Origin of the sequence: Winogradskyella pacifica, assembly GCF_003386275.1 — a bacterium.
Lineage (GTDB): Bacteria > Bacteroidota > Bacteroidia > Flavobacteriales > Flavobacteriaceae > Winogradskyella > Winogradskyella pacifica.
Genome location: NZ_QREI01000010.1, coordinates 51677 through 72722, shown reverse-complemented (window position 1 = coordinate 72722; position 21046 = coordinate 51677). Strand labels below are relative to the sequence as shown.

Here is a 21046-nt window from a genome sequence, read left to right as displayed (position 1 = left end):
ACATATTGTATTTCAATGTTTTAATTATTTATTAATTCATTCATATTAGTATACAAAGTTAATTTGTTGTACAATTGTTGTACGATTTAGTAAAAAACTAAACACCTATTCCAAATGAGTATCAAAATTATTTACAGACCAGTTAAGCCAAATGACAAAAAAGGATTTTTAAAAATACGAATAATCGAACAACGTAAAACTAAAATTAAAAGTTTAGGTATTAAGATTAGTGGTCGTAATTGGTTACAAGATAAACAACGTGTTTCAAAAAATGAACCTAACGCAGATGAAATTAATAATAAGATTGAGGAAACGTTAAGAGAACTAAACAAATACGATGCACCTAAACAGGCAATACAGACCAATAATAAAACGATTTTAGCCTTTTATGATTCTGTTATTGAAAATACCACAAATAAAGGAACTAAAGCCAAATATAAAGGTGTAAGAGATTATTTTTTTAAATACCTTAAAAGTGTAGGTTTTGAGGATTTGAAGTTCCACCACTTAAACACAGACCACGTACAGGCTTTTTTTAATTATATGCGGTCAAATGGTTGCGCCCAAAATACCGCTAATTACAATATGAAAAGTTTTAAGGCTATGATTAACAAGGCAATTAAAACAGGAATTATTAATTATTATCATAGTCCATTTGCATTGCTAAAATTTAAGTTTACAGAAACTAAACATCGTACATTAACTAAAGACGAAGTTAACACCATATTGACCACGGATTTTAAAAACACTCGTAAAAAACGGTACAACAGTTTAAATATTAGCCTTAACGAAATTGCTACCATCTTCTTATTTCAATTGTTTGCTCAAGGTATGCGAGTTAGTGACGTGCAATTATTAAAATGGTCTAATTTTGAAGTGATTGAAAACACCATATTACTTAATTACACGCAGTATAAGACCAAGAAAAAAATAACTCTTAAACTAACTCAATTAACCTGTAAACTACTCTTAAAACGTCTTAGTTTGTTCGACAATGATATAATTGAACGTATTAATGATTTAGAGTTGAACAATGACCGTTATAAGTTTGAAATTAACAGGGCTAAGGAATTATTAGCGCAAACGGAAACAGATAAGGGAATGACCCAAATAAGACAATTATTGGATAGTGAGCAAGGGAACAAAGACGAAGCGACACGATTAGGATGGGAACTAACGCAAACTAAATTAATCACACAATTTGAAACGCTATTAACCCAAGCAAATGAGAAAATCCATAATGAATTTGCCAAATTAATAAACCAACTATCTAAAGGCGAAACCGCAAATAAATTTGTGTTTCATTTTTTCGCTAAAGATGATTTTTTTGAGAATTATAAGGATGGCGAAGATATGACCGACAAACAGTATGCGAGGTTACAAGGTACTCGCAGTTATTATAACAGCCTATTAAAAGAAGTACAAAAACAATCCAACATTAATTTAACTTTAAGTAGCCACGTTGCACGGCACACCTACACGCAGTTAATCTTAAATAGTGATGCTGATATTATTGCAGTTAGTAAAGCGTTAGGACATTCAAATCTAACAACCACGCAGACGTATATAAGTCAGTTACCTAATGCGAAGCTATTGGATATAAACAAAGGACTTTCAGATAGTTTTAACAACTAACTATCGTAATAACCCGCCAATTCCACAAAATAAGTCTATATAATTAGATTAATAAGGTGGATTTGTTAACACTAAATCAATAGATTTTAATAATGAACCTCCATAGATTAAATTTAATAAAAATAGAAATGTGAATATATATGCACATATAAGAACAGAAATGAACACAAATAAGAAGAAATTTCTTGTTTTTATATTAAGAATAACAAAATATTTTATTAACAATGGTAATAAATGACTTAAAGGGAACAAAAGGAAGTACGGGATAATACGTATTAAGCCTAGTGTTTATTGTATACTGAGAACACATAATAAAGATGTTAATAGTAAAGTAAATTTTTATTGTACAAAACTATATTAATTGAATTTTGTAGTTTAAATTTGTAGGGAACCACGGAACTAATTATACACACGCAACAAACCACATACAAGAACGTTGCAAATAAATTTGAAAGTTGTTAAAAAAAAAAAAAACGCCAATGCTGATACATTGACGTTTAATTAAGGAGATTTGGTTTTGGAAGCCTAATCAGAAATAAAGTAAAATCCTATCTAAAGGTTTTGGAGACCTTCGATTTATATGGATTATCTTTAAATCCTTTTCCTATTGAATAACAAGCACTCATTAAATGGGTGCTTTTCTTTTGTAGTTTCCTACAATTCAAAGATACTATACTTTATTTCTACTTTAAAACAAACTTATAAACAAATGATAAGAATTAACATTCCGTATCTTGTATCTATTAATATACTTGAAAAGTACAATTTTAAGAATTAAATAAATTTTTAAGAAATACATTTTTTTATGTATTACAAGTCGAAGTTGTTAACAAGGATTTGCATTTTTTTTTAAAGTAAACGTCAGATTTTCATTGTTAACAGATAAATAATTTCATAAATTTAGGCTTAACATAAAATATAAATAAAATGACAGAAGAACAAGGGAACAGAATAATAGAATTATTAGAATCAATGAATAGTCATCTAGATAGTATAAGTTCAAATACTAATCCAGCTTATGATGCTAGTGATATTTGTAATAGGTTAGATGATGTAATAACCGCAATTGAGAATAACGGATAATTAATTCTAACTTTATTAACAAACTCTTGATTTTTAAACATAGAATCAAGGGTTTTATATTTTAACCACTACTAAAAACACTATCAATCGAAAATCATTATTTAATAAATCTACTAACCACATCTCGGACTATCAAAATTGAAAGTATTAAAAAGCAAGAACAAATAACATAAATATTTAACGCATTATTTTCATAATTAAAGAATATATATGCAAGTACCAACAATGGTGGTAGGTAAGATATAATTTTAATGAATATCTTTTTGTCAGGTAATTCTGGTTCAATATATTTTTTACAGACAATTGTAACCAATACTGAAATAATGGCTGTAGTTAAAATAAGTGGTAGAGCTTGTAACATAATAATAAGGGGTAAAAGGATTAATTACCACAAAGCTAAAAAGATAATTAAACAATTTCGTTTAAGACACCTACTTATTCGATAAACCGCAATAGATTGTTAAATTATTCGACAAACAGTAAATTAAAGTAAGAATAACCCTTAATAAATAAGCTTTTTTTAGAAGTTTATAAAGTATTACAATTCATTTTATTCTAACTGCAAGATAAAGAAAATCATCCAATTAAATTAAACTAAATAGTTAGTGAATATGTACAACTCTTAAAAGTATTTAAAACGCAAAGGTTTTGGAGTATTGCGTATATCATAATGTAGGGTACAATATAGGGAGGTCAAGGATTCATTAATAGCAATTTGCACCGAATGACATAAATCGAACACCCCTCAGACCCCCTCCACCCCTCCTAAACTTAGGGTACTATATAAGGGGTTGAATTATTCTCAACATAAAGCTTATATTAATAAGAATATGATAATTTAACAATCAATAAACTAAAATAGATATAATAAGCAGGGTTTTTTATCGCGATTATGATAATACTAATTTTTTGACCTTTTGAACCGTACCCAAACTAACATTGGATAATTTAGCCGTGTTTCGTAATGACTGCTTAGCTTTCAAGTGTTTAACAACTTCTTTATGCTTCGATAAAAATTCCTGTTTAGATTCCGTTGAGCCTTTTACACGTCCTTTGTACGTTCCGTTTGCTTTGGCTATTGCGATTCCCTCCCTTTGACGTTCCAAGAGCGTTTCACGCTCCATTTGGCTAACGTTAGCCATAACACTAATAATAAGATTAAATGTACTGTTAGGCTTTCCATTGGTCAAACTCTCTATACCTAAATTATCGACTTTCAATGTTACTGCGTTATCGTTAAAAAATTGGATTGTCTCTAAAATATTAAGTGTGTTTCTACCTAAGCGGTCAATTGAAGATACACTCACATAATTAATTTGCCCCTCGTTAATTGCTTCAATCAATTTCAACCCCTCTGGACGTTCTTTAAATGGAATAGAACCGCTTATAACATCATTAAAGATTAATTCATTAGAATTAGCCTTATTAGTTTGTCTATCTAGTTTTTGGCTAGTCGTTGAAATTCTGTTATACCTTGCTTTCATATCTAAGTTATTTTTGAAGTTAAGCAAATATACATTTTATTAATTTATTGTACTAATTTTAGAGTGGTTATATTTAGTACACTTGAAGCTTAGTAAAATCGTTGTGAAAATTATTTCAAGTGTACCACGATTAGACTAAAGCCTATAATTAGTGTATTTTAGATTTTTGAATCTGAAATATGTTCTCAGAACTTAACCTGTTACTACTTTACAACAACTTGTGAAGGATATTAGTAGAAAAACCACTTCAATGCATTTTATTACCTTACTGTTTATCAATTGTTTATGTTTCCTATATAAAAAAATATTTATATAAAAAAAAAATTTGTGTTAAAAACTCTTGATAACTCTTTTCTGAAAATTGAAATGTTCTCTATATATTTGAACAAATTGATGGTCTCCTGAAGGTCAGTGAGACTATATTTTAACTTAAAATATAAAATTATATGTTAGAACCTAGTTCTAAAGAAAAACTGCAAACATTATATTGGATTGCAGCTATTCTTTACTTTGTTACTAGTATTATATACATAGTTTCACCGCTATTATAATACTAGAGAAGATTTTTCTGTAGAAACATTTAAGAGTTTCGTAGACAATTAAATGTTTCGTAATACTATCCCCACTTCGGTGGGGTATTTTATTTATACAAATATATAAAAAAAAATTTATAACTGTACTGAAATTATACAAATTCAATACAAATTCAATACAGATTCAATACAATATACATTTCTTGATATATTGATTTTGTTGGTGGTGGTGGTGGGTTTGTTTATTCGCTACAAATTTAAGCAGTACTCAGCTACATATGATAGTAAATTTGTGCTATGGAATTTACTCACTGTTATTCAAACCTTTTAAAAGCTAATGGGGTGCCACACATTGGAGTTAGGCAGTACCAATATACATTTAATATAATGGTCTTAGAGGTGCGTATAAGTGAACAGAATAAAATACACCAGTCGATTACAGATAGTGATTCTAAAGCCCTCCTATATCGTCGTAGCTATGATTTATATAATAAACTTAATACCTTAACGAAAGGTAAAGAGCCAAAGGATATAATGAAAGCTATCATTGAGAGTATCTAAATTTTGAATGTGAAGTTAAAGCCTACTAGCGACCTAAACTATTATTACTATATACCAACTACTTTAGGTCGTGTGTAGAAAAAGTATGTTAACCATCTTAGTTTAGTTTTAATGCCGTGCTTAGAATTGATACTAAAAGATACTAAGCTTAGCACGCTATTAAAAAAACGCTTGAAACCCTTGTTATTACTGAGTTTATCTAAAATAGTGTAAATGTTTTAGGATGCCGTTGGTTGGTTTTTGGCATCCTAAATCACTCAAAACATAACCTTAAACATTCAATTGCAAAATATTCAATTTAAACACGGTAAAATTAATAATTGTTTAGTGGTAATGATGTTTCTTTAAGAATATGATAAAAATGCAAAAAAAGGTCAATAATTAACTTCACTTTATAGGTGGTCTGGACTATATATAATTACAGGGAGCGCAAACCTAAAATAATGACAAAGCGAAAAAAAATTGAAAATGAAAAAAACAAAAACTAAAGTTGAGAAAACAAAGTACACACATAAAGACGAATGGCACCAAATTCCATCGAGTAAAAAGAAATTAGTTCTATTAGTTCTAATGTATTTTAATGAAGCTGGCAACCGTGAGGATGCAATTAAATTAATCCGTAATAGATGGGTTAGAAAAATTTACCCACTACCAAGACCTAACCACAATAACTACAATAGCAAAAAGGCTATAAGGTCACAATATTGGAGAAAATTAAACTCGATAATTGATGAATACATTATTGAAGTCGTTTAATACACCGCTTCACGCTCAAATTAGAGCATAAAAAAAGTGGTTGCATGGCAACCACTTTTAATAACATACCCTATTAAAGGCACTAAAAACATTCTACTTATATATAGTGCTAAAAACCTTAAAAGTATAGGTTAATCAGGGGATTTTTTTAATACTAACCTTTTAAATGTTAACGAATGACACAAAGATTAATGAAGTTAATTTCAATACTAAATATGTGAGCGGTCAAGCCTTACAAACTATAACAGACTTTACAAATAACACATATATAATCAAAGGTAGTACAGGTATAGGAGGTACAACCGCCCTATTAAACTACACTAAATCAAATTGCCTAATCATAAGTCCAAATGTTGGAATGATTAAGAGCAAACAACAAGGTAAATATAAAAGTGATAAACAATTCTTTATATATGGTGGTTCCGCTCACAAATGGAGTGATGTTAAAGATTATTTAGATATTTCATCTAATGTAATTATAAACACTACACCAGAGCAAATAATAATGCTAAGGTCAAAGGATTTTAATCTATACACCAAATTAATCGATACACCTGTTTTTATTGATGAAGCACACGCATACACAATAGATACGGCTTACAGGCAATCTTTAGGGGAGTTTATGGAGTTAATCTATAATGAATGGAGGGCAAAGTTTAAACTAAGCACCGCAACCCCTAATTATGAGTTTATCGATTTGCCAACAGACAAGATAATTGATGTATATAAAATCAGTCGCACCAATGAAGCTAAGAAACATTTAACAATTAGTAATAATCTTAAGGATGCTAAAAGGTTTATTCAATCCCAAATTGATAAAAAAAGATTGGTGGTGTGTTTCACTAATAATATCAACTATCATAAATCCTTTACCGCTTATAAAGTTACAAACCTTGTAGGGCAAAATTTAGATATTAAACTAAAAGCATATAAGCGAGGTTTAAAACTAGATAGTGATTTATATGATAATGATATTATATTCCTTTCAAGTTCCTATTATGCGGGATTTGATATAGATAAAGATTGTAGTATCTGTATAATTAGTGAGCAAGGTAATGAAGCGTATAAAATCGAACCTAACAACATCGTACAAGCTTACGGTAGATGTAGGGCAACCGTTTACGATTCTTTATTTGTAAATGCGACTGCATCAATGCAAATGAATGGCACACCGATTTATTACCCGACATCAAAACAGGATATTGATAAATTAATAAATAACGCTAACAAAGATGTAAACTATTGGAGTGAAAAGGTTATTAATAGAACGTATGATTTTGAGTTCTACGATAACAAAGAAGTTACAGGAGCAAATTATGTGAATAGAGCGTTTTTAATGACTTCAACCCTAAAGGCTGTTAATGATTATCAGTTATATAATGAAAGTGTCTTAAAAGAGGTCCTGGGAGGTTATAATTTCATTTTAAGTGATTATGATAATGCTAATGAAATTGACATACAACCACCAACACAAACACAATTTAAGGATAGATTAAAAAATTTATTGGAATTGGATAAACAACAACTTTATTACTCATACATACACATTAAAAAGAATTTGAAGTATAAAGATGAGGGTGTATTTTCAAAAAAAATAGCTTTAGAGTATCTAACTGCATATTTAATAATAAAAACAGATGCAAAACAAATTATTAAAATGTTGGAATGTAAAAGGGTGTACCCAAACGAATTTTATAATTCAGTCGATTTATTTTTCAGGTCAAATGTAGATACAACCTATTATTTTAAACAATTCCAATCTAACCAATTTAAAAAGGTTAATGGTGTAATAAATAACGATATTCTGAATGAGATAAAATGGTTAACAAATGATTGGCAATATTTATATGCTTGTCATTTGGTTACAAATAACGTATTCCCTCCAATTGTGGAACGTGAAATTAAGCTATACAAGTTGTTTTATAATGTGGAATTGTGTATTAAATATGATGGAAACAAGAACAGGATAAGGAACACCGTTAAAGCTATTTTAAAGGGGTGTATTGATAACTTAATTAGTCCAAATGATAATGAGTTGAAATGGTTAAAGGAGGTCGTTAAATCGATTTATAAAGCTTTAGACAATAACGAAACATTTAGTCATAATAACAGCCGTAAGAATATTAAATCTAAAATGATAAATGCATTACTATATTTATTGACAAATGGTAAAATAACAGATTCTAAAGATGTAAAGAACAGGCAGTACAATCCAATAACACAGTTACCGCAAAAAATGAGGTGTATAATTCCGATTAAGTTTGTTAGTATAGATTTAACAAGTGCTAACGCTCAAATCTGTGATTATATATTAGGTACCAAACAAGGTTTAAACGTTTACCAATCGTTAATGAATAATAAAGGTATAAGCCGAACCGATGCCAAAGTATTGTATAACTCAACCCTTAACAATCATTTACTATCTGTTAGCAAAGCAAAAAAGGTTTATTTAGAGAGTGGTTATGATGAAGCTAAAGCGTTGGAACTTGCAAGGCTTACAGCTAATGGAACTAAAGGAGCGTTTTATGAAATTATGACCGCAAATGAAAAAAAACTAATGCTGAATTACAGTAATATCTTACCAATAAAAAATTATAGATTTCACGATGCACTTATAATGAAGCTTGAAGATGTGGAGATTAATAACGTTGAATTAACAACCATAGTAAACGGTTATCATTATCACGTTGATATATTTAACGATGGCTCAGAGTATAATGGCACATTAACTACTATACCAAATAACGGTCAAATGTTATCGAATTACTATTACACTAAATCAAGTGCTTAGTATCTTAAAATTTTAATCGATTGCAAATGCAATCGATTAAAATTCATTACAACAGTTAAAATAACTGCATAAAAAAAGCGTCTCCATGAGACGCTTTTTTGTTGTATGCTTAGTATAAATTGAAATGACCTAAGCTCTACAACTCACAAAAAATTATACTCTACCTAAGACCCAACCAACACAAGGAGACAAGCTCCCTTTGTCACCATTAATACTACTTAGTACCAATATTGGATTAAAGAAGTCTTTAACGTTACCGCTAGTAAATTTCCTAGCATCAAAATCCTGTGCTTTATTGTGAAAATTTATTAATTGATTGGCTAATTGTAAACGCTCGTTATCTTCATTGGTTTGCGTGTACGTTCTGTAATTCTCAATGTTCACACCAGATTTTAAATTTCCATTGTCATCAACTATAATATTTCCATTGTGTTTTAAAAATATATCCGTTGCCGTTTGTAATGAACTCAAATCAATTTCCATAAGTTCCAATAGTTTGGATTTGCTTATTTTAAAACTAATTCCTTTTGAATGTTTACTATATAAATCATTGGTAACGTATTCAACAGGGTTGTTTAAGAACTCTTTAAATTCGTTAGTGGTTTTTTTCGGTATTGTTATATGTTTCTTAGCTTCTCTAACAACAGCATCAACCATATTAATTTTTAAGTTGGTTGTTCGTTCCGCCCGTTGAAACTCTTTATAATCTGTAGTTATTAATTTCGGACCAAATTCTTTTGGTTCGTTGTCGGGTAGTTCAACACCACTAACTTTATTTCTTATTAATGTTGTTAACGGTATCTTTTTACTATCCGCTTCAATTTGTAATTTCTCTTTATCCTCAACGCTTAATCTAAGGCTTACTTTTTCTGTGTACATTCTTTTTAATTTTACTCTATATGTTATATGTAAGCTATTAGGAACTAAAAGCCTACAATTATATATAGTCAGAAACCAAAGAAAAGTACAGTTTAAAAGATTATTTTTTTTAGTTATTTTTAGAGAATGGAAGATTATCATAAAAATGATGGGAGAATGTGGATGTTCAACACTAAGATTGGTAGAATTATTATGTTATTATTAATCATTGGTATAATACTCTTTTCAGTATTAAATGAATTTTTAAATTGGGGATATTAAATATTTTTTAGAGTATGGAATTAGAATTTGATGACGTTAAAAAGATTAGAAAATCATTATTGATTACAAGTGCTGTTGGTATTTTATTTTCAAAACTTGTAAAATTTTCTACTGGAACAATTGACTTTTTAGGCTTCTCCTTACCTATTGTTGATTCTGTTTTTTTACCTAACTACATTGGATATTTGATTGCTTTTTTTATTGTGGCTTTAATAATCAGATATAACAATGATAGTTTTAAAGAATCTTACAGCAAGAAAATAGAAAACATAGGGTCATCCTCAATATCAAACCTCTATCGTATTCCATCACCTAATGAATCTGTTATCAGGAATCAAATAGCTGATTTAGAAAAGAAAACAAAAGCTAGAAGTATCGCTACTAAGTACTCTGTCATAGTTTTGGATATAGTATTCCCACTTGTTTTAGGTGTAATTGCTCTAGTAATAATATTTTTTAAATTATAAATGATAATTTTAATTGAAGTTTAATAATAAAGTATCATTCCACATCTATTTTGAAATGTTGTAGGTCATTTAATGATATATTGCTAAGTTGGCAATAATTTTAGTTATAGAAACCTTGGTTAAAATATAATAAGAAAAAAGTAATGAAAAATAACTTACTTAATATTCTGATTATTACTCAATAAATTTTACCTTTAAGAAGATTAAATAATAAAATTATGAATGAAATCAAATTAATTATCGAAGGTCAAGAGGTCGTTATTAAGGCGGATAATCGTGAATTTGGCTCTAATTTTAAACCTCCGATTAAGAATCACCAAAGAGCAGATAAAAATACTATGTATAAATATACTAAATGGACAGTTAAAGATGGGTGTGACACTAAGCACACTTGTGAAATGCACGGAAGAGATATTGATTGGTTTTTCGAAACTAAAAGTAATGTTTGTAATGGATTCAAAGTGTTTTTAATAGTCAGAGAATCACCTTATACTCAAAAGCCTAATTGTGGGAAATAACGAATAATTTTTAAAACATTTAGACAACTAGAAAAAATATCAGTTATTATTTTCTGATAAAAAAATTAAAAAATATCTTTTTTTTGTTGTACAATTGTTGTACGCTTTTTAAAAAAAAAAATCGTTTCCAATTGCATATCAATAGATTAAAACTATATTTGTCTAACCCTTAACATCTGAAAAATCGAATTCAGGGAAATCTAAATTTTTATAAAATTCTTCTCTTGTATTTATTATGGTTTGCTCTAAAGGCTCACCTTTATCGAAATGATTAATGACCTGCATTATGTTTTCGACACCAAAAACTTTTAAATCATCAACGATGGCGGCTTCTTTTGCATTTTGAATTGGAAGTATAAAACCTTTAAACCCTTCTTCTCTCGCTTTTACAGCCATTGGTAAAGCACCTTTAAAAGGCTGTAAACTTCCATCCAAAGACAATTCTCCCATAATGAGATAATCTTCTAAATTTTCTGCTTTAATTTGATTTGTTGCCGCTAATATTCCTAATGCCAAGGTTAAATCATAAGCTGATCCTTCTTTTCTCAAATCAGCGGGTGCCATATTAATCGTAATCTTTTTACCTGGAATTCGGTAACCATTATTCTGAAGCGCAGCTGCAATACGATAATTGCTTTCTTTAATGGCATTATCTGGAAGTCCAACTAAATGATAACCAACACCAATATCTACGTTTACCTCAACTGTTATAACAGAAGCCTCAACACCAAAAACGGCACTTGCGAAAACTTTTTTAAGCATGAATGATTAGTTTTCTTAAATGTAAGAAAACCAACGCAATAAAAAAACCTTTCAAAATTTAATCTTGAAAGGTTTTTAGCTGTAACGTATTGATTGCTTTAGTTTTTGATGAATTTTTTAGTTGATTCTGTATCTCCAGATTCAACTTTAATAAAATATCCTAGCGTACTAAAGAAAAATGACCTGAAAATGTCTCTCCATTTTGACGTTTTAACACAAACCAATAATCATCACTTGGCATTTTAACCCCATTAAAAGTACCATCCCAACCTCTAGTCATAGGATCTAACCGTAATAAAAGTTTACCATACCTATTAAAAATAGAGACAATATTACCAGGTTCTTGATAAGAATTGTAAAGTTGCCAAAAATCGTTTTTAGCATCCTGATTGGGTGTGAAAAATTTTGGATATCGTAATAAAAATAATTCGTGCGTAGCAACACCACAACCATTCTTATCTCTAATATAAATCACATAATCCCTTTCAGTTAAATCATAAAACATATTAGAATCTTGATAATTAATTCCATCTATGGAATACTCATAATCACCAATACCTTCAGCTATAATTTCAATAGTATTTGCTGTTAATGAACCATCAGATACAATAACTTCTATTTGATATGCTAAACTAGATTCATAAACAATAAATGTCTTTGAAATTTCACAAGACAAATTAGCATAATCTCTTATAGCTGTTATAGTGTATTGACCAGGTTCCGATATAGTAACGCTAGTTGTTCTTGCTCCTGTAGACCAAAAATAATAGTCTAAACCGTCACCTGCAGAAATCACTAAATCTTCATCTCCTTTACATAAATAATACTCGTTCTCAATACCAGTAAAATCAGGGACAGACTTCACAACTAAATCGAACGCTCCGATGTCATAACAATTTAAATAATTTTGAAAAGATAATCTTGCATATATTGTCTGAGAGTTTACGATATTTATATATGGACTAGATAATGCATTACTATTCTCGACAGCATCATTGTAAGACAAATGATACGAAGCCACATAAGTATCTGAAGGTAGTCCGTTTAAAACCTCATCATCTTTGGTTTCTAAACTAAAAGCTTCAAATCCATCATTACTTTCATCGTCACAAATGACCATATCCGTTATATTTCCAATCGCTGGAACAACTGATGCATAGATATTAAACTCACCTATCGAATAACAATCAGGATAGTTTATATTCTCAATTCTGTAGTTTATCATATCTGATTCAAAATCAATATTAATGATATCATCTAGAAGTAAATCGCCATCAAAAGCAATAATCTGAGTATTTTCTAACATACTATCGCTTAAATTATTATTCAAATAATTTCTTAAATCAAAAACCTGAGCTTCATCTTCTTCAAAACATAAATAGACATCTTCTATTTGCAAGAATAATGGCTTCTCAGTTATAATAAAATTTATATCTAACTCTGTTGTGCACATAGGATCTAACACATTAGAAATAGCAGCCTTAATAATAGTGCTTTCTGTTAAGGTGTATTCATCAGGAAATGGACTTTCTATTAGATTATCTCCCTCGTCAAAAAATGAAACTAAAACATCGCTTTGTCCGTTTACAATTGAACTCTCTAAGTTACTTGTGTCAAACGTATAACTCTGAGAATCAAGAGAATCTGCACAAGCGAAGTACTCTGGAATCTCACCTGTATCAAAACCAGAATTAATTACCAATGTAATATTTGTAGTCACTTCACATAAAACTGCTAGATCATTCTCTTCTTCACTGACAATAGTAACTGTTATATTAGTTATAGGTTGAGACGCAATATATGGGTCTGGTAAAGGACTAGGCAGTGCATTTCCGTCTTCATCATTATAAAGAAAACTGACATCAATAGTTTGTCCTTCAGAAAGTATTTGTTCAAAAGAAGACGTAGAAAAAGCTTCTGTACCATCATTATTTTCATCACATTGTTCTACATTAATTACCTCTGTAACTAAAGGTGCGGGTTCTACATGTAATGTTATATGATGTCCTAAACCTAAACATTCATTATTAGTAGCACTTTCCACACGAATAAAAATATTTTGTTGGTTTGGGTAGCCTATATTTTGATAATTGCTAATATCTACAATAGGATTAGTTTCTGCTAATGCATCGGCTTGATTGCGGTAGTAATTAATGATGAGTTGTTGTCCTGTTGGATACAAGTTTTGAATATCACTCGTTACTGTACTGAAATTAAAAGTGGCAATGCCATCCGCTAGGCCTAAACCATCATCGCACTGATAAAAATCTTTTGTAAAGCTATTTGGGATTTGTGTGGTAGACACCACAAGGTTTACCTCAGCTGTTCTGTGGCATTCATTTGCGTTTTCTATGCGCGCCCAAACCATATCTGTACTTACAGTTTGATTAGGATAAGCCGTTGTATTGGGTATTGGGTTGGCGCCATTATCTGCTTCAACTTCTGTTTCGTGAAACGTAATGGTTTCATTTAAATCGTTGGTGGAGAGTTCTGCATTAACTATAATTAGGTTAAAAACAGAAAAACCATCCAAATCGTCGTCACATTGGCTTAAAGTCACTGGTGTATTAGTAATTGGTAATGCGTATACCTCAATTTCAAAAGATGTCTCTCCATATTTATCAGAGTCGAATGAGTGTTCTGCTTTTATGAAAATTGTTTCTGATTGAAATGTATTTTCATATACTTCAGGGTTTAAAATAAGATCAGTTAATCCTGAATCTTTATAATATGAAATTTGATAGTTAGATAGCGGTTCATTAATCAATATTTCATCTTCATTTTGTGTTAAATCAAAATTAACAAGACCATCTGTATCTGTTCCAACAGAAGTGTTATCACATAGAGATAAATTAGGCATATCCTGATTAATTATATCACCTATAACTACACCACAATCTTCTTTAAATTTTGAAATGGTTCCATCAGATCCATTTCCACTATTTGTTCTAATAATATGCCCAAAATTTATATAATCTTGAGGGTTTTCTTCGAAAAAATATAAGTTTCTACTTAAGTAATAATTATCATTAGAATCTTTAAAAAAACCACTTATTCTTCCACCAAAAAAAACATTTTCATTGATACCATTTGTTAAAATTCGTTTTATATTTCCATCAGTATCATAAATAGCTAAAAAATAATCGCTTGAATAGAATAAGGCTTCTATATTATTCCCGTCAGAACTTAAGAACTCTACCTCTTCAGGTAAAAATTGAAAAGCTTGAACATTACCTACTACAATAATTTCGTCATTAGATTTTATAACTTTGAATCCTGTTCCAGCATAAGAGTCAGCAGCACCCTTAATCCATTCACAAATTCCATTAGTATTCACTTTAGCTATAAAAAAGGTACCGACATGTTCAGAAGTAATTGAACCATCATTGTTTTCAAAAACTTGATCTGCGGAATTAATACTTCTAGAATCGTTTGATCCTGATATGTATGAATTTCCTTGTCCATCAACAAACATTGAATAAGCTAACACACCGTCACTAGCTGGAGAACTATCTATATAACTCTTAACATTCCATAAAACTTGCCCATTTTCATCAAATTTAATTACAAAAGTTTTAGATGAATATCCACTCCATGTAATAATATTAGGATTTTCTGTTAAGCCAGCAGAATATATATCAACTTGAGAACTGCAATACCCAGTCACATAAATATTATTGTTATTATCACTACCAATGTCTATTAGAAACTCACCATTAGGGCCGCTAGTTTTAATACTAGTATACCAAAGCAATTCACCTTCAGGATTAATTTTTAGTATACTTCTATTAACGTAATTACTATTATTACCCATAATTTCAAAGTTTGATAAATTATCAGTAATAACTCCATTTAAATAAAGATTAAAGTTAAAGTTATTGTAAATAGAAATATCTCCACTCAATAAAATATTTCCATCTTCATCAATATTTATTTTTTTACTAAAAACATTGTCAATGGTAATATGCCACAAAAGTTCTCCATCACTATTAAGTTTAACAATAAATCCATATGACCAGTTATCATTAGTGACAAAGGTTGTTGGTGTGCCATTAGAATCAAAAAAAGTACCATTTATAGAATGCCCAATAACATATATATTGCCTTCATTGTCTTCAACAGACCCAAACATAACATCTCTATATGAATTAATATTTTTCTCAGTATATACAATCCATTGAAGATTTCCGTCATAATCATGCTTTGTTAAATAACTTCCATCTTTATCTTCTAAATTAGTGTAAATATTATTGTCATTTGAATCGAAAGTTTGTTTATTGTACTGACCTGTTGTTAAGAAGCCGCCAGTTACCTCTTCTAAGTCAGTCGTTTCAGGGTCGTGATAACCAGGGTAGTCATTATCATTATATTGACCATTGTAAATATCAACTCCATTGTTGATTAATGTCCAACAATCTGTATTATTTTGTGAATATGTAATAAAACCAGATAATATGAAATAAAGTGTTAATAAAGAAAAGTCTTTTTTCATAGTTTTCAAAAATAAGAAATTTACCCCAACCCTCTCTATCTAAAACTTCTATATTAAATAGTCTCAACTTATGGACTTACAACAGAAAAATGGACAATAAGTTAAAAATACTTTAAAGTTTCGATCTTTTTTAAGTTGTTTAAAATTTTTATTTGTGAGTCATTTTTAGCTTTTCACGCCTGCTCAAACCTTGCTAAAGTACTTTTATAAAGCCCAATTCTTCTAGCCAACGCAATGGTAATCTTTTTCCCTGGAATTCGGTAACCATTATTCTGAAGCGCAGCTGCAATCCGATAATTACTTTCTTTAATGGCATTATCTGGAAGTCCAACTAAATGATAACCAACTCCTATATCTACGTTTACCTCAACTGTTATAACAGAAGCCTCAACACCAAAAACAGCACTTGCGAAAACTTTTTTAAGCATGAATGATTAGTTTTCTTAAATGTAAGAAAACCAATGCAATAAAAAAACCTTTCAAAACTTAATATTGAAAGGTTTTAGATTGTAATGTATTGATCTCTTTAGTTTTTAATGAATTTACTTGTTGATTTTCTACCTCCAGATTTAATTTCCAAAAAGTAAACGCCTTTGGTTAAACTTGAAACATCCACGTTGTATTCTAAATTAGATAATTCAATTGCCTTTAGCATTCTGCCATTAATATCCGTTATAGTTAACTTATCAATAATTTGATTCGACACAACCTCTAACACATTTTGTGCAGGATTAGGAAACAACTTCACCAATTGCTTATGAAATTGACTAACACTTAAAGGTGCTACAATTTCAGTACTTACCGCATTAGTTATAATTGGCGCATTAAAATCAAAATAAATAGCAGCTTCACCTTCAATAATATCACCAACAACGACATCGTTTTTAGGCATTATTCTAAACGCAATGTAGCCTTGCGACAGCTCTTCATCATCAGATTGTGCCAATAAATTAATGTTATCGTAAATAAACGCTACCTTATTTTCATTTGTGACTTCAACCGTGTAATCGTGACTCGAAGCCAAAGGCTGTAATGTTTTCCAATCGAGTTTAGCGTCTAATACATCTTCAATTCTTACATTGATTGCACTTGCTGTTCCTGTATTTTGAAAACGAATAATATAATCTAAGTAATTCCCTTTTTCTTCTTCAAAAATCGTTGAACCTTGTAATACACGTTTGTCATTAGGATCATAAGAGTTCACCACAACCTGCTCTAATGTATAACTATTATCTTCTGGCGTGATATCTGAATTTACAGGAAGAATTTCTGATGTAAATACCAACACGTCATCACTATTTACAGTAGGCGGAGTAAAAACATTAAACTCTAACCTAATTGTTGTTGACTCAAAAGGCGTTAAATCCGTAAAATCAAACGTTAGACTGTTTGTTGTTTGAGACGCAATCGCTTCATTAGCCGATAAAAAACTAAGCATGGCGTCATCAAAAGTTATGGCTACTGAACCATCTAATTGCGTTGTTCCTATGTTACTAAAGATTAATTCGTATGTAGCATCAAAACCTGGTCTTGCAGGATTAACAGGTAACAACATCACATTAAGATCATCTACAATTTCATTGGCTTGAATACAAAAATCTATCAACTCTGTATTATTAAAATCCGTAAAGACCGTGGTTTGTGATTGAGGTACAACGGTAAAATAATCAGGAAGACTAGATTCTAACGATGTGACATACGTATTAGACGATACATAATTAACGTACACACCTTCAACACTTGTAAATGTTGCCGTAGTATCTACAACACTCTGAGACTGTATCATTAGATTTTTAATTTTAAAATCTGCAGCGTCACAACCATCATTATCAATGTCGTATTGCAATGTTCCTGTAACCTGATTTAAACAATCTTCTGTAAGAGTTATGTCTTGGTCTGTAAGTGCCTGAATTCTCAATGCTAATAAATTACCAACATCATCTACACATATAGTTTCTAAATTAGGAAGCCCTGGAAATGTTGTTGAATAGATCTGATCAATATTATCATTTCCTCCACTCTTAAAATTTACGTAAGTTAGGTTCGGATTATTACCGATAGAAAATATATTCATATTGGTACTATTACTTAAATCTAAATACTCTATTAATGTATTAGTACAGTTTAAAGTTCTAATATTAATATTTCTTAAATCTAATACCGTAAGAGGATTACCATAAACCGTTAATGCAGATAACGCTAAATTATTAGTAACATCTAACGTGGTTAAATTATTATTACCAAGCCCTATCCCTGTTAATGCTGGCAAACCCGAAACATCTAATGAGACCAGATTATTACTTGTTAAACTAACTGATGTTAGATTTGGGTTATCACCCAAAATAACTTGTTCAGCACCAGCATAATTTGCACTTAAACGCTTTAAAGTCGAAACACTTGAAACATCAATAAGATCAATATTATTATAAGCGCAACTTAATATTTCTAAGGCCGCAAAATCGGCAATACCTGTTAAGTCCGTAATATTAGAGCTTTCAATTTCCAATTCTGTAATGGTGTTTATTTTTGAAGTCGGAATTTCTCCATTTGAAGGACTCGTATCGTAACCCTGACTAATTAATTCTATTTCAAATTTAATGTCCGGTATTAACGTTACCTCTGATGCTGCAGCACATTCTGCTTCCGTTTCAACTAAAGTGGCTGCACCTCCTCTGTACCAGTTACCATAGTTTATATTGGCATTATCCACAAAAACGCAGTACAACTCAGGGTTGTAATGAAGCCTCAAGGTCGTAAGAAGGTTATTATTTCCATTTCTTAAATAAGCGGTCTGCAATTGGTTGGTTTCAACTTTTAATGTGTTTAATTGCAGATTACTTTCAATATCTATAGTGGTTAGCTGATTATCATCTAGCTCTAAAGTTTCTAAATTTGAATTTTGAGAAACATCAATTGCCGTAAATTGATTATCATTAAGTATTAAATCTGTTAAACCAGAAAGCAATGACGTGTCAATCGTTGATATTGGTGATTGCTGACACTCCAAATATGTTAAGGCTGTATTATTAGAACCAAAGACAAGGTTTGATACCAAGCCATAAGAACATCGCAATTCCGTTAATGCTATATTATTGGAAACATCTAAGGTAGAAAAACCACCACTTCCGCAATCTATAGTTTCTAACAATACATTATTAGAAAGGTCTAAATTGGTAAGTTGAGAAAGTGAATGCGCAACTATTGTTTTTAAAGCTGTATTAGAACTTAAATCTAAAGATGTAAATTGATTGATAGCGCAGTTTAACTCTTCAAGTTGCGTACAATTGTTGACATTAAGAGCAGTCATCTGCATATTTGTACAGCTCAATATTCTAAGATTCACATTGCTCGACACATCTAAGCTAGCTAGATTATTACTACCTACATCAATAACCTCTAACGCTGAATTATTAGAAAAATCAACTGCAGTTAAATCATTGCTATTTAAATTAATATTTACCAAAGCAACATTATTACTTAAATCCACTGTGGTTAACTCATTATCCTCCGCTTCTAATACTGTAGCATTTATAAAGAACTCAATCCCTGTAAGGTCAGAAATTCGTCCTGTACTTCCGCCATAACCACGTATTTTTAACCTTCCAGTTACAGCAGCTGCTTCAGATACTGAGATTTCATCATCGTTATTAGTATCTATAGTTGGCTGGTTCTGACTTACCAATTTAGCCTTGAAATTAGCATCAGGGAAATCGATAATCTGACTAAAGGCGGTTTGTGCAAAAAGCACACATAATAGAATTGTAGTTAGTTGTTTCATAGTAGGGATTTTGGGTGAAAATAGGTAAATATTAGTAAACTAGGTTTGGTTGACAAATTCTAAAGCACGTTGCTCATTATAATACGCCTTCCCTTTTTGAATAAATCCAACATGCCCTCCATATTTAGGCATTTCTAAAAAGACATTAGAATTCTGTTTCGCTTCTTTTACGGGATAACATTCTGCAGATAAAAAGGAATCATTAAGTGCATTAATTATTAAAGACGGTACTTTTATATTTGGCAAGAATTGCAAGCAACTGGCTTTCTCATAATAATCAAAAGCGTCCTTAAAACCATGCGCTTTCGACGTATAGACATCATCAAAGTCTATTAAAGTTTTAATTGAATCAAAATCTGCAACTGATATATTATTAGGGAATTGCTCTAATTTTGGTTTCAATTTATCTTTTAAATGCGCTAAAAATCGAATCGCGTAATGTTTATTTTTCAAACTTAATAATTCTCCGCAAGAGCCTTTTAAATCACAAGGCGTAGACACGGCTATAACCGACTTTAGTTCCGTTGGAAGCTCCCTTCCTTCACCCACATATTTCAAAACCATATTAGCACCTAGGCTAATACCTTTGATATAGATTTCATCATATTGCCCTTTGGACAATACATGCTTTACCGTAGCATCTAAATCTTCTGTGGCGCCAGAATGGTAACTACGAAACAAGAGATTAGGCTCACCTCCACAACCTCTAAAATTGACTGCAACAGCATCGATACCATTGTTGTTAAAGTGTTTTGCTGCTCCTGTTATATAGGGACGTTGCGCATTGCCCTCCAATCCATGTAAGAGAATAATGATCTTATTCGATTTTTGTTTCGCGTAGCTCCAATCTAAATCTAAGAAGTCGGCATCTGGAAGTGTTATACGTTCTCTAGTCTGATCTACTCCTTCAACTTTTCTGGCTAACCCAGAAAAAACGGTTGACACAAAGCTTTTCTTAGCCCAGAATGGTGGTTTGTAGGTTGATTCTAATATTGGCATTAATTTTTTATTTTATAACGACCTTTCGACTGCGCTCAAGGTGACAT

General features: G+C 30.5%; 10 protein-coding genes and 2 pseudogenes. 5 read left to right on the top strand and 7 right to left on the bottom strand.

Annotated elements, in window-relative coordinates:
* Nucleotides 1-114 precede the first annotated feature (114 nt).
* A complete protein-coding gene (locus DFQ09_RS17045) occupies nucleotides 115-1635 on the top strand; it encodes a site-specific integrase (protein ID WP_115812527.1) in 1521 nt (506 codons plus the stop codon).
* Between the two features lie 1973 nt (nucleotides 1636-3608).
* Here the strand turns inward: DFQ09_RS17045 and DFQ09_RS17035 are convergent.
* Nucleotides 3609-4202 (bottom strand): recombinase family protein, encoded by a 594-nt coding sequence (locus tag DFQ09_RS17035; RefSeq protein WP_115812523.1) that lies wholly within the window; start codon nucleotides 4200-4202, stop codon nucleotides 3609-3611.
* Nucleotides 4203-5764: 1562 nt separating this feature from the next.
* On the opposite strand from DFQ09_RS17035, the gene DFQ09_RS17025 reads away from it, so the two are divergent.
* Nucleotides 5765-6052: a hypothetical protein gene (locus DFQ09_RS17025; RefSeq protein ID WP_115812519.1), complete on the top strand. Its 288-nt coding sequence runs from the start codon at nucleotides 5765-5767 to the stop codon at nucleotides 6050-6052.
* A 166-nt stretch (nucleotides 6053-6218) separates the two neighbouring features.
* Nucleotides 6219-8843 carry a DEAD/DEAH box helicase family protein gene (locus DFQ09_RS17020; protein WP_115812517.1) on the top strand — a complete coding sequence of 875 codons (2625 nt, stop codon included), beginning with the start codon at nucleotides 6219-6221 and terminating at the stop codon, nucleotides 8841-8843.
* Between the two features lie 153 nt (nucleotides 8844-8996).
* Here DFQ09_RS17020 and DFQ09_RS17015 read toward each other — a convergent pair whose 3' ends face one another.
* Nucleotides 8997-9722, bottom strand: coding sequence for a hypothetical protein (locus DFQ09_RS17015; RefSeq protein ID WP_115812515.1), 726 nt, complete (start codon nucleotides 9720-9722; stop codon nucleotides 8997-8999).
* A 275-nt stretch (nucleotides 9723-9997) separates the two neighbouring features.
* On the opposite strand from DFQ09_RS17015, the gene DFQ09_RS17010 reads away from it, so the two are divergent.
* Nucleotides 9998-10450 (top strand): hypothetical protein, encoded by a 453-nt coding sequence (locus tag DFQ09_RS17010; protein WP_115812513.1) that lies wholly within the window; start codon nucleotides 9998-10000, stop codon nucleotides 10448-10450.
* Between the two features lie 218 nt (nucleotides 10451-10668).
* Nucleotides 10669-10968, top strand: coding sequence for a hypothetical protein (locus DFQ09_RS17005; RefSeq protein ID WP_115812511.1), 300 nt, complete (start codon nucleotides 10669-10671; stop codon nucleotides 10966-10968).
* A 165-nt stretch (nucleotides 10969-11133) separates the two neighbouring features.
* On the opposite strand, the pseudogene DFQ09_RS17000 reads toward DFQ09_RS17005, so the two are convergent.
* The 5 genes and pseudogenes from DFQ09_RS17000 to DFQ09_RS16980 all read right to left on the bottom strand — a co-directional run.
* Nucleotides 11134-11730, bottom strand: a pseudogene (locus DFQ09_RS17000) (magnesium chelatase domain-containing protein); the annotation flags it as partial.
* A gap of 160 nt (nucleotides 11731-11890) precedes the next feature.
* Complete coding sequence (locus DFQ09_RS16995) at nucleotides 11891-16222, bottom strand: T9SS type B sorting domain-containing protein (protein ID WP_115812509.1); 4332 nt, start codon at nucleotides 16220-16222, stop codon at nucleotides 11891-11893.
* A 224-nt stretch (nucleotides 16223-16446) separates the two neighbouring features.
* Nucleotides 16447-16650 (bottom strand): annotated as a pseudogene (locus tag DFQ09_RS16990) (magnesium chelatase domain-containing protein); the annotation flags it as partial.
* Between the two features lie 98 nt (nucleotides 16651-16748).
* On the bottom strand, nucleotides 16749-20000 hold the full coding sequence (locus DFQ09_RS16985; protein WP_115812507.1) for a DUF7619 domain-containing protein: 3252 nt from the start codon (nucleotides 19998-20000) through the stop codon (nucleotides 16749-16751).
* A 39-nt stretch (nucleotides 20001-20039) separates the two neighbouring features.
* Complete coding sequence (locus DFQ09_RS16980; protein ID WP_115812505.1) at nucleotides 20040-20999, bottom strand: YheT family hydrolase; 960 nt, start codon at nucleotides 20997-20999, stop codon at nucleotides 20040-20042.
* Between the last annotated feature and the right edge of the window lie 47 nt (nucleotides 21000-21046).

Excerpts from the sequence above, each read along its gene's own strand:
- DFQ09_RS17045 (WP_115812527.1), top strand. The coding sequence starts at position 115 with ATGAGTATCAAAATTATTTACAGACCAGTTAAGCCAAATGACAAAAAA.
- DFQ09_RS17035 (WP_115812523.1), bottom strand. The coding sequence starts at position 4,202 with ATGAAAGCAAGGTATAACAGAATTTCAACGACTAGCCAAAAACTAGAT.
- DFQ09_RS17025 (WP_115812519.1), top strand. The coding sequence starts at position 5,765 with ATGAAAAAAACAAAAACTAAAGTTGAGAAAACAAAGTACACACATAAA.
- DFQ09_RS17020 (WP_115812517.1), top strand. The coding sequence starts at position 6,219 with ATGTTAACGAATGACACAAAGATTAATGAAGTTAATTTCAATACTAAA.
- DFQ09_RS17015 (WP_115812515.1), bottom strand. The coding sequence starts at position 9,722 with ATGTACACAGAAAAAGTAAGCCTTAGATTAAGCGTTGAGGATAAAGAG.
- DFQ09_RS17010 (WP_115812513.1), top strand. The coding sequence starts at position 9,998 with ATGGAATTAGAATTTGATGACGTTAAAAAGATTAGAAAATCATTATTG.
- DFQ09_RS17005 (WP_115812511.1), top strand. The coding sequence starts at position 10,669 with ATGAATGAAATCAAATTAATTATCGAAGGTCAAGAGGTCGTTATTAAG.
- DFQ09_RS16995 (WP_115812509.1), bottom strand. The coding sequence starts at position 16,222 with ATGAAAAAAGACTTTTCTTTATTAACACTTTATTTCATATTATCTGGT.
- DFQ09_RS16985 (WP_115812507.1), bottom strand. The coding sequence starts at position 20,000 with ATGAAACAACTAACTACAATTCTATTATGTGTGCTTTTTGCACAAACC.
- DFQ09_RS16980 (WP_115812505.1), bottom strand. The coding sequence starts at position 20,999 with ATGCCAATATTAGAATCAACCTACAAACCACCATTCTGGGCTAAGAAA.